This is a genomic window from Phyllobacterium sp. P5_D12, assembly GCF_054049495.1.
This window is the reverse complement of record NZ_JBFUMG010001180.1, coordinates 1-557: the sequence shown is the minus strand read 5'-3', so window position 1 is coordinate 557 and position 557 is coordinate 1. Positions and strand designations below refer to the sequence as shown.

The 557-nt window shown below is 55.3% G+C and carries 1 protein-coding gene; it reads right to left on the bottom strand.

From position 1 onward, the window contains the following. Positions 1-557: glycosyltransferase (locus ACXJ5O_RS29380; protein WP_457302975.1), on the bottom strand; the 557-nt coding region annotated here is incomplete at both ends.

The following is a 557-nucleotide window of genomic DNA, read 5'->3' as shown; positions in this document are numbered from 1 at the left end:
TCGCAGCATAGCGCGGCGTTTCCTCGTGTTCCCAGGCAAGCAGGGTTTCGGCGGCAAAGAGTTTCTTATGTTTCTGCCGGATGTAGGTCAGAATGCCTTCTCGCGTGCGATTTGAATCGCGCAACATGCTCTCGGCGCGCTGCCGGTATTCGAAGCCGAAGAAAGGATAGTTCGCACCAAGGAAGCCACGTCCGATCGCCTGCAGCCAGAAGTCCCAATCCTCAAAACCAGCCTTCATGCTCTCGTCGAAGCGCACGCCGGCATCGAGCATGCGCCGCGAAACCAGACTGCCGGCTTCGCATATATTGTCGAAGGTCAGGTGCAGCAGGCGCGAGTACTGCGTTGTGTAATTTCCATTCCACTCGATGCCGAACTTGTCGATATTCGGATAGATCCAGTCGACCTTGTCGTCCGATTTCATGAAACCGAGAATGTCGCGGATCGCCGTAGGCGTAATGCGGTTGTCGGCGTCGAGAAAATAGACGGCTTCGAGATTCGGGAAATTGCGGAGTGCAAACTCGATGCCATAATTGCGGGCTGAACTCAGCCCTCCATTG